This is a genomic window from Methanobrevibacter sp., from assembly GCF_045539575.1.
In the GTDB taxonomy this organism is placed as follows: domain Archaea; phylum Methanobacteriota; class Methanobacteria; order Methanobacteriales; family Methanobacteriaceae; genus Methanocatella.
Genome location: NZ_JAZQFM010000004.1, coordinates 1 through 8,813 on the forward strand (window position 1 = coordinate 1; position 8,813 = coordinate 8,813).

Consider the following 8,813-nt stretch of genomic DNA (forward strand, 5'->3'; position numbering starts at 1 on the left):
TCCTCACTTATTTAAGTAATTTACTATTTTTTAATTGTTTAATTTGAAATTAAAGAAAAATTAGAACGAATTTACATCGAAGTGAAATTTCAAGTGTAAAAAAATAAAATTTGAAAGAAGCCTATAAAATTTTACAGACTCCAAGAATTAAATAAAACATACTCAATGAGAAATCCAAAAAAAATTCATGAATTTATAAAAGAAAATAAAGGATTAATTAGATTATTAAATGAAACCCAACCATATTTAAATTCAAGATTTCCCAATGGAGAATTTGAACTTCAGGCTCATGAGGATATTACCGGAGAAGGATACCCTAAACTTTATATTAATATTTTTGTAGATGATGAAACATTCAATAATAGATTTATGGATGAAATACACAAAATACATGAAAAAATAATACCTATTGAAAAAGAAATGAATTCAATGATGAAATTGATATTAATGCCCGGTATTAAAGGCTATTAATATTAAAAAATAGTTAATGATTTAGATTTCTCCCAATATGTAAAAAAAAGTTAACAAAATTCAAATTTTTATCAAAAAATAAGAAATTTTTAATATTATAATTGGATAAATAATAACACAATGAATATGTAGGGAGATTATATGAACAAAAAGATAATAGTGATTTTAACATTGATGATGTTTCTGGTGATGAACACATCAGCTGCAGGATTTCTGGACTTCTTTAATGAGACAGAATCCTCTGGAACAAACAATGACACTACATTGGTGGTTGGTTTAAACCCAGTATTTCCCCCATTTGTCTATAAGGACGATTCAGGAAACAATGTAGGATTTGATTTGGAGATTGCAAAAGAGGTTTGTGATAGAAACAACTGGACACTAAAAGAAACTGAACTGATTGACTGGAACAGTAAAGAGTTTGAAGTGAATTCCGGTGAAATTGACTGCATATGGGGAGCATTTACTATTGACGGTCGTGAAGACGAATATCTGTTTACAGAGCCATACTACAACAATGCACAAGTGGTTGTTGTAAAATCAGACTCCAACATCAACTCATTAAGTGACCTGAAAGGCAAAAATGTGGAAATTCAAACCGGAAGCTCTGCAATAAGTGCAATAAACAACAACACAACACTGAAAAATTCCCTAAATAACCTGTTTGAAGTTGAAAACAACAATGTGGCAATGATGGATTTGGAATCAGGAACATGTGATGCAGTGATTATGGATAATGGTTTTGCCAACTATTACATTACCAACAAATATCCAAGTTGCAAGATATTATCTGAAAACGTCTCCGATGAAAAGTACGGAATTGGATTTAAGAAAGGAAATGCTGAATTGAGAGATGCAGTCCAAAAGACATTAGATGAAATGTTTAAGGACGGAACCGTTGAAAAGATAGCTCAAAACTATTCCGACTACAAGTTAGAACAGGGATTAATCAAAGGATTATAATCATTATAATCCTTCAACTATCTTAAATTCAAACCTATTAATTTTGTTTTTGTCATCTCTTCAACAGCATATTTTATTCCTTCTTTTCCAACACCACTATTTTTAAATCCTCCAAACGGCATGTTGTCTGTTCTGAATGTTGATTGTTTGTTAATAAATACTGTTCCTGCTTCGATTTCATTGGCACATCTCATTGCATTTGCATAATCTGCAGTGAAAACCCCAGCCTGAAGACCATACTCAGTGTCATTAGCCACTTTGATTGCCTCATCAACACCATTTACACGAATTATAGGCGCCACCGGACCGAATGTTTCGTTTATGACCAAATCCATATCTGCTGTCACATTATCAATTACAGTGGCCTCATAAAATGCACCGTTACGAGCACCTCCAGTCAGTATTTTGGCGCCTGACTCGACAGCATTGCTGACAGTTTCCTCAACCTGTTTTGCCGCTTTTTCTGAAATCAATGTTCCCAGAGTGGTTTTGGAATCAAGAGGATTGCCCATAACCAGTTTTTCTGTTTCGACAACTAATTTTTGAGCGAATTCATCTGCAATTTCGCCATCAACTATAATCCTTTTAACACCCATGCATACCTGTCCTGCATTTAAAAATGCTCCGTTGATGACTCCTTTAACTGCCTTGTCAATGTCAGCATCCTTTAGGACAACCATAGGATCGTTTCCCCCAAGTTCCAATGTGACCTTTTTCATACCTGCCTTTTGAGATATCATCATTCCGGTTGTTACGCTTCCTGTAAATGAGATCTTGTTAACATCGGCTGAAGTGACCAGGTAATCGCCTACCTCCGAACCATATCCGGTTACAGTATTTACAACACCATCCGGAAATTCCTCATTTAACAACTCGGCAAATTTCATTACTGTCAATGGAGCTTCTGTCGGCGGTTTGATGATTACAGTATTTTTACATGCTATTGCAGGTGCAATTTTATGAATAGTTAAGTTCAAAGGATAGTTGAATGGAGTGATTGCCACCACAACTCCCAAAGGCAATCTTTGTGTGAATGCAAAAAATCCCTTACCGTTCAATCCGGCATCCAGAGGTACGCTTTCACCATAGATTCTTTTTGCCTCTTCTGCAGCCAGTTTCAATGTTTCGATTGACCTGTCAAGCTCCACCAATGATTCATTGATCGGTTTTCCAACCTCCAATGTCAATAGCTTTGCAAAATCTTCACGACTGCTTTTGAGCTTTTCAACAACATTGAACAATTTATTGGATACCTTAAATGCAGACATCTCCTGCAGAGATTCCTTTGCATTGTTGGCTTCCTGAATGGCCAATTCTGCAGTTTGCCTGTGGGCAATTGGAACGGTGTCAATTACTTCACCATTGTACGGATTAATTACATCTTCCTTATCTTCACTTGAAACGTGTTTTCCACCAATCAGCATGTCCATATTATCACCTTAATTAATATTTTATATTATAAAAATAATAAATGTTTATATGGAAACGAATAGATTTGAAACATTTTTTGATGCAATTATCGCAATTATCATAACTGTCTTGGTTTTGAAAATTCCGCAGCCGGCCACACCAACACTAGCGGGAGTTTTAGAACTGCACACCATTTATATTGCTTATTTAATCAGTTTCATGATTTTATATAATATCTGGTATGCAAACCACAATCTGTTCCAGCTTGTTGATAACATTAACAACACTTGTGTTTGGATTTATGGAATAATGACCTTTTTCATTTCACTTTTACCTTATTTTACAATTTGGCTTGCAAATAACCTTTATTCAATCCCTGCAGAAACTATGTTTGGAGTGATTTTTATAATAACCCATATCTTATACACTTTGGCAACACGGGAAGTTTATAAAAGCAATCCGTACAATAAATCATTGCAGGAACAGAATTATGATTCAAGAATAAACAATTTGCCGATGATTGTACTGATTATCGGATTCATATTGACCTATACCGTTTACAGGCCAGGAATTTATATCTGTTGCCTGATATCAATCATATTATGGATTCTCATTGGAAGAATTGTAAGGAGGACTAATAATGGAAACTGAAAGGTTTGAAGCATTGATTGATGCAATATTGGCAATTATCATTACAATTATAGTATTGGAAATACCACTCGCATCCAACGGATCTTGGGAAGCGCTGTTTGAATTAAAATATGAATTTGTAATTTATGCAATAAGTTTTATGGTTTGCTTTAACTTCTGGAACTTCAACAATAACCTGTTCAGCTTAGTAAATAAGATTGACCATAAAGTCATCTGGACTATGGGAATCACATTATTCGTATTTTCACTCCTGCCTTACCTGACAACATTTGTTGCTGAAAATATCAATGTATTTTTCCCACAATTCTTGTATGGATTAAGCTTTATTGTCACTGCTCTTTTATCAAAATTGATTTCAAAATTCCTGAAAGATTCAGATCCTGGAAACATTGCACTGCAATTGGTTTTAGAAAAAGATTATATCTTTGCAATGACAATTGTCTTGGTTGTTATCGGAATGATAATCGGATATCTGGCTTATCCTCCGGCAATCATAATCTGCTGTTTATTGTCAATCATTACAATGTGGATTGTTCCGAAATTAGTGCATTAAAAAAAGAAAGTAAAGGGTTTGCTTATACTTCAGAGTATAATAAACCCATAGCTCTTGCTGAGAAGAAAACAGTGTATATACCTAAAATTCCTGAGATAATACCTCCAACAGTAGCATTCCATGATGAGAGGCCTTGTCCTATGAAAGATAACACAAAGGAAATTGCAAAAACAATTATAATAAATGTAAGTACCTTTAGAATTCCAATTCTGGAGATATCTCCAATTGCATCACCAACAGCTAATGCATAACCTAAGTCTTGGGTTTTTGCTAATCTGCAGTGCCCCATGAATGCTGCTAAAGCAAAAAGGATGAATAAAATTGCAGTAATTATTGAAGATAACCAGTGCTGGAAGATTACAGCCAAAATAGCTCCAATAAAAATCGGAATGATAAAGTAAACAATATCAACAACAAATACTTTTACACCATTGAGGAATTGTCCTACAAATTCAATGTCCGGAGCGCCGTTGCTTCTTTCAATACCATATCTAATAATATCTAGCTGATAACCGTTAATAAGAAATCCGATTAAGAGTGTGATGATTAATCCAATAGTGCCCATACCAACAGCAGCTAATGGATTTTCAGCTAAAGATCCTACTGAAATGCCCGCAACAGTACCTGCAAGAGCTATTCCTAAAATAATACCTAAAATCAGATATACCACCAATGCTTTGACGTTCTGTAATGGATATCTCAAAGCATCGTTTAAAATTTCACCTATTTCCATTTGTTCCACCTTTAAATAAAATTAACTAATAAAAAACAATTTATAGTATTTAATTCATATTATTTAAAATATTTGTACAATTCATTCAATTCCTCATTAAATTCATTGAGTTCTTTTGATGAAATCTGACCGCTTAAATCCGAGACATAATTATTATACATATAGATTGCCAGCAACACAACAACGATTATTCCTCCGAAAAGTAAAATAAACTCTGCCGAAGCCTGCCCTTTACTGTCCATTAAAATCCCCCCATAAGCATGCTTGCTCCAAATGTGGAAATGAAATAGAATATTCCAAACGAAGCTGCAGCCAAAGGCAGAGAAAACTTAAATCCTTTTTTGACATCACCATACATAATTATGGCAATGATAAAACCGACTAAAACCGAATGGATTATCAGATAAATTTCACCTGCAATAGGTGCCGCCATAATAATATCAGATTCCATACCATAGCTTTGCATAAACCCCGAATAAACTCCAACCATACCAATTGCAAATGGCGTTGCAATAACTGCAGAGATTAATAGAAACATGACAGACATCATCACTGCAGATTTTCTCTCACGTTTTAAAGCTAGCAAATCCCTCAAATCATCAGAAACGTCATTCAATACTGATGAGATGCTTGACCCGGATTTACGGCCATCCAGTATTATTGAAAAAATTCTCTCCAGTTCCTTTGACTTCAGACGTTTCGACATTGCACGCCAGGCATCATCAAAATTTCGACCCATTCGAATTTCAATAATCGTTCTTCGCATTTCATCGTAGAGGGGTCCTTCACCGTACTGCGACATGTCATCCATTGCATTTTCAAAGCTTAAACCGACCTGCAGCATGCTTGAAAGCTGTCTTAAAAAGTCAGGTGCAGTTTTTTCAATTTCCTGTGCCCTTCTCTCCTGTTGAACAATAACATATGTGAAAAGTCCCGGAATTACAAAAAATGGCAGAATCAACAATGAAATCGGCAAACTGAACATCAATATCATTAATGTTAAAGCAATTTCACATGTTAAAATGAAGATAATGAGTATTGCTAAAACTTTACTTGCTTCTGTAAAAATAGCCCCACTCATCAAAAATTCCTGCAATTTGGACAAATTCTTTTCTGAAATATTATTGTCTAAAAATACTGTCAAATTATTAATTATTTTAAAATTCATAAATTAATATTTGACCATAGCCAATATAAAGTCTTAGTTTTCTTCAAAATAAATTTTACAAGGCAACATCAATAATTATATTAATTGGGAGCAATTATTTTTTGAATATTTCGAAAAATGCCCTTAATGTGATTAAAACTGGATAAATTTCCAGCCTTCCAGTCCACATGTTAAATATGCCCATAATTTTCAAAGGCCATTCCAATGTTTGAGATATCTGTCCAATTTCCAAACCAACATTTCCCTGCATGGAAATAGTAAAAAACAGAGAATCGAAAGCATTGTGACCATATAGGCACAGCAATGCCCAGGTAATCAAAATGCACAGAAAATAAAGAGCAATATAATTTCCGCTTTGTGCAGCAACATCATCTGTGAGTTTTTTATCGGAAACTTTTACAGAAACGACACTACTTTCAGGAGACCATATTTCACGTGAATTTTTATATATTCCCTTAAAAAATGTAATAACCCTCATTAATTTAATTGCACCTACAGTAGAACCTGTGGAACCACCGATAAGCATCAATGAAATTATAATGAAAATTGCAAATGGCGGCCACCCGCCCATTACCACTGAACTTTCTATACTTGCCCCAGTTGTAGTGATTGCAGAAACGATAACGAATAATATGTCCATTGGAATTATTTTGGATGTGAAATAGATCAATAAGGTTGAAATAGCTATTAGAGTAATCATTGCCTGAAACTGCAAGTCATTAATGATTGATTTACCACGGGTTTTAATAATGTTATAGTGAACCACAAAACTTGTAGCACCCAGTATCATTAGAATTATGGTGATAAAATAGATTATCTCATCATTATAAAAACCTATATTTGCATTTTTTACGCTCATACCGCCTGTTGAAATAATACTGAAGGTATTGCAGACCGAATCAAAAATAGGCATTCCCGCAAGAGAATATAAAATAATTCCCACCGCAGTATAAATCAGATAAATCTTAAGGAACTGTTTTATTGTGGCTTTGGTGGAAGGCTTAATATATTCATCACGAGCTTCAGACCGATACAGCTTGGAAGAAATTGTTCCAGGTTTAGTTAAGACAGATATTATCATTACAATTATTCCTAAACCACCAATCCACTGTTGAAATCCTCTAAAAAACAGCACACTGTGAGGAAGAGATTCCACATCAGGATAAATTGTGATTCCACTTCCGGTCAATGCAGAAATACTTTCAAAAATTCCGTCAACAATGCTTAATCCGGTTACCATCTGAAGTATCACTCCTCCGACAATACCTGCCCACAGCCAAGACAGGGAGGATATAATCATTGCATGTTTCAAGCGAATTTTACTTAATGAATACTCATCCAAAACATGTGTGATAAACAAACCTATGGCAATTGATATCGCTGAGGGAAGAAGAAAGTTAATAAAATTAAATTCCAGATATATCAAATCAACAATAATCGGAACCAGACTTATAACACCAATTCCAATCATCAAAAGACCCATATTTCTAATAATAATCAACAAGTCAGTCCTAGTGACATATCTCATATGACCACCTCAGCAGTTACAATATGAATATTGAAAAATATACTATATAAATTCCATAGGAATATATATTTTACATAAAATTATTAAAAATATTAATAAAAATACAAAAAATAAAAAAATATTATACAAAAAGAATTAAAAAAATTAATTTATAAAATTAATGATGCACAATACGAATGTAAATTATACAAAAATACAATAGCATATGATTAAAATTTAACCAAAAAAAAGAAAAAAGATGTAGATGACTGAACATCTACTTATTTACAGAAAAAATGGTACGAATTCAACTGTTAAGCTGAATTCATAATACCAGTTTTTTTCGAAATAGCTTATTTATACATCGGAATATAATAAACCGGTAGCTCTACCATTGAAAAATACTAGGTAAACACCTAAAATACCCAATAGGATTCCACCAACAGTACTATTCCATTGAGTTATTAAACCTACAACGAACAATAATACAAATGAAATAACAAATATGAGAACAATGAATAAAACAACTTTTAAAATTCCCACTTTTGAAATATCGCCAATTGCTTCCCCAACAGATATTGCATAAAATATATCTTCAGTTTTTGCGAGTCTGCATTGACCCATCATTAATGCAATTGCAAAAATAAGAGATACGAAAAAGTTAATTAAACCAGCCAACCAGTGCTGGAAGATTACCGCCAAAATTGCAGAGATAATAATTGGAATAATCATGTAAACAATATATACAGCGAAAAATTTTACACCATTGATAAATTGTCTTACAATATCGATTCCTGGAGCCCCATTGCTTCTTTCAATACCGTATTTTACAATGTCCAATTGATAACCAGTAATTAAAAATCCAATAAATAATGCAATTATAATTCCAATAATTCCAGATCCTATTACGGTTAATGCATTATTAGCCATAGAACCTACCATAACCGCACTAACAGTACCTCCAACAGCTATTCCCAAAATAATACCTAAAATCAAATATACTATTAATGCTTTAATATTCTGAAATGGATAAACCAAAGCATCACTTAAAATTTCACCTAATTCCATTTAATTCACCTTTTTATTTGGATAACTCTCCATAACTTGAGTTATATTTAATTTATCTTAATAGTGAAAGAATACCTAGACCTCTTTTAGGTCGGGGATGAATTTCACAAAAAAGCATTTAAAGAATATTACTTTTCAAATGCTCTCACATTTTCATTATATATTTTATTATTATAAATAATAGTTTATAAAAATTGTCTTGATGGAGTTAGATGTTTTTATGAACTGTGTTAATTTGGGTTTGAAGGTTAGATTGTATCCTAATGAGGATATGATAACTAGAATTAAT

General features: G+C 33.2%; 10 protein-coding genes. 4 read left to right on the top strand and 6 right to left on the bottom strand.

What is annotated here, in order from left to right:
- Nucleotides 1-165: 165 nt before the first annotated feature.
- Nucleotides 166-471, top strand: a complete 306-nt coding sequence (locus ACKI30_RS00385) for a hypothetical protein (RefSeq protein WP_407408922.1) — start codon at nucleotides 166-168, stop codon at nucleotides 469-471.
- Nucleotides 472-612: 141 nt separating this feature from the next.
- Nucleotides 613-1,434, top strand: a complete 822-nt coding sequence (locus tag ACKI30_RS00390) for an amino acid ABC transporter substrate-binding protein (RefSeq protein ID WP_407408924.1) — start codon at nucleotides 613-615, stop codon at nucleotides 1,432-1,434.
- Nucleotides 1,435-1,451: 17 nt separating this feature from the next.
- On the opposite strand, the gene ACKI30_RS00395 is transcribed toward ACKI30_RS00390, so the two are convergent.
- The gene (locus ACKI30_RS00395; RefSeq protein ID WP_407408926.1) at nucleotides 1,452-2,864 is read right to left on the bottom strand and encodes a lactaldehyde dehydrogenase; all 1,413 of its coding nucleotides are present in this window, start codon (nucleotides 2,862-2,864) and stop codon (nucleotides 1,452-1,454) included.
- A 49-nt stretch (nucleotides 2,865-2,913) separates the two neighbouring features.
- Here ACKI30_RS00395 and ACKI30_RS00400 point away from each other — a divergent pair, with 49 nt between their 5' ends.
- Both ACKI30_RS00400 and ACKI30_RS00405 read left to right on the top strand, forming a co-directional pair.
- Entirely contained in the window at nucleotides 2,914-3,495 is a 582-nt protein-coding gene (locus tag ACKI30_RS00400) for a TMEM175 family protein (RefSeq protein WP_407408928.1), read from the top strand.
- Nucleotides 3,485-4,048: a TMEM175 family protein gene (locus ACKI30_RS00405; protein WP_407408930.1), complete on the top strand. Its 564-nt coding sequence runs from the start codon at nucleotides 3,485-3,487 to the stop codon at nucleotides 4,046-4,048. The genes ACKI30_RS00400 and ACKI30_RS00405 overlap by 11 nt, the downstream gene beginning before the upstream one ends.
- Before the next feature lie 22 nt (nucleotides 4,049-4,070).
- Here the strand turns inward: ACKI30_RS00405 and ACKI30_RS00410 are convergent, their stop codons facing one another.
- The 5 genes from ACKI30_RS00410 to ACKI30_RS00430 form a co-directional block, all read right to left on the bottom strand.
- On the bottom strand, nucleotides 4,071-4,781 hold the full coding sequence (locus tag ACKI30_RS00410; RefSeq protein ID WP_407408932.1) for a DUF4013 domain-containing protein: 711 nt from the start codon (nucleotides 4,779-4,781) through the stop codon (nucleotides 4,071-4,073).
- Between the two features lie 59 nt (nucleotides 4,782-4,840).
- Nucleotides 4,841-5,023, bottom strand: coding sequence for a class III signal peptide-containing protein (locus ACKI30_RS00415; protein ID WP_407408934.1), 183 nt, complete (start codon nucleotides 5,021-5,023; stop codon nucleotides 4,841-4,843).
- Nucleotides 5,023-5,949 carry a type II secretion system F family protein gene (locus ACKI30_RS00420; protein WP_407408936.1) on the bottom strand — a complete coding sequence of 309 codons (927 nt, stop codon included), beginning with the start codon at nucleotides 5,947-5,949 and terminating at the stop codon, nucleotides 5,023-5,025. Before ACKI30_RS00420 ends, ACKI30_RS00415 begins: the two co-directional genes overlap by 1 nt.
- A gap of 94 nt (nucleotides 5,950-6,043) precedes the next feature.
- Nucleotides 6,044-7,477 (bottom strand): TrkH family potassium uptake protein, encoded by a 1,434-nt coding sequence (locus tag ACKI30_RS00425; protein WP_407408938.1) that lies wholly within the window; start codon nucleotides 7,475-7,477, stop codon nucleotides 6,044-6,046.
- A gap of 336 nt (nucleotides 7,478-7,813) precedes the next feature.
- Nucleotides 7,814-8,524: a DUF4013 domain-containing protein gene (locus ACKI30_RS00430; protein ID WP_407408940.1), complete on the bottom strand. Its 711-nt coding sequence runs from the start codon at nucleotides 8,522-8,524 to the stop codon at nucleotides 7,814-7,816.
- Nucleotides 8,525-8,813: the final 289 nt, after the last annotated feature.

Excerpts from the sequence above, each read along its gene's own strand:
- ACKI30_RS00385 (WP_407408922.1), top strand. The coding sequence starts at position 166 with ATGAGAAATCCAAAAAAAATTCATGAATTTATAAAAGAAAATAAAGGA.
- ACKI30_RS00390 (WP_407408924.1), top strand. The coding sequence starts at position 613 with ATGAACAAAAAGATAATAGTGATTTTAACATTGATGATGTTTCTGGTG.
- ACKI30_RS00395 (WP_407408926.1), bottom strand. The coding sequence starts at position 2,864 with ATGGACATGCTGATTGGTGGAAAACACGTTTCAAGTGAAGATAAGGAA.
- ACKI30_RS00400 (WP_407408928.1), top strand. The coding sequence starts at position 2,914 with ATGGAAACGAATAGATTTGAAACATTTTTTGATGCAATTATCGCAATT.
- ACKI30_RS00405 (WP_407408930.1), top strand. The coding sequence starts at position 3,485 with ATGGAAACTGAAAGGTTTGAAGCATTGATTGATGCAATATTGGCAATT.
- ACKI30_RS00410 (WP_407408932.1), bottom strand. The coding sequence starts at position 4,781 with ATGGAAATAGGTGAAATTTTAAACGATGCTTTGAGATATCCATTACAG.
- ACKI30_RS00415 (WP_407408934.1), bottom strand. The coding sequence starts at position 5,023 with ATGGACAGTAAAGGGCAGGCTTCGGCAGAGTTTATTTTACTTTTCGGA.
- ACKI30_RS00420 (WP_407408936.1), bottom strand. The coding sequence starts at position 5,949 with ATGAATTTTAAAATAATTAATAATTTGACAGTATTTTTAGACAATAAT.
- ACKI30_RS00425 (WP_407408938.1), bottom strand. The coding sequence starts at position 7,477 with ATGAGATATGTCACTAGGACTGACTTGTTGATTATTATTAGAAATATG.
- ACKI30_RS00430 (WP_407408940.1), bottom strand. The coding sequence starts at position 8,524 with ATGGAATTAGGTGAAATTTTAAGTGATGCTTTGGTTTATCCATTTCAG.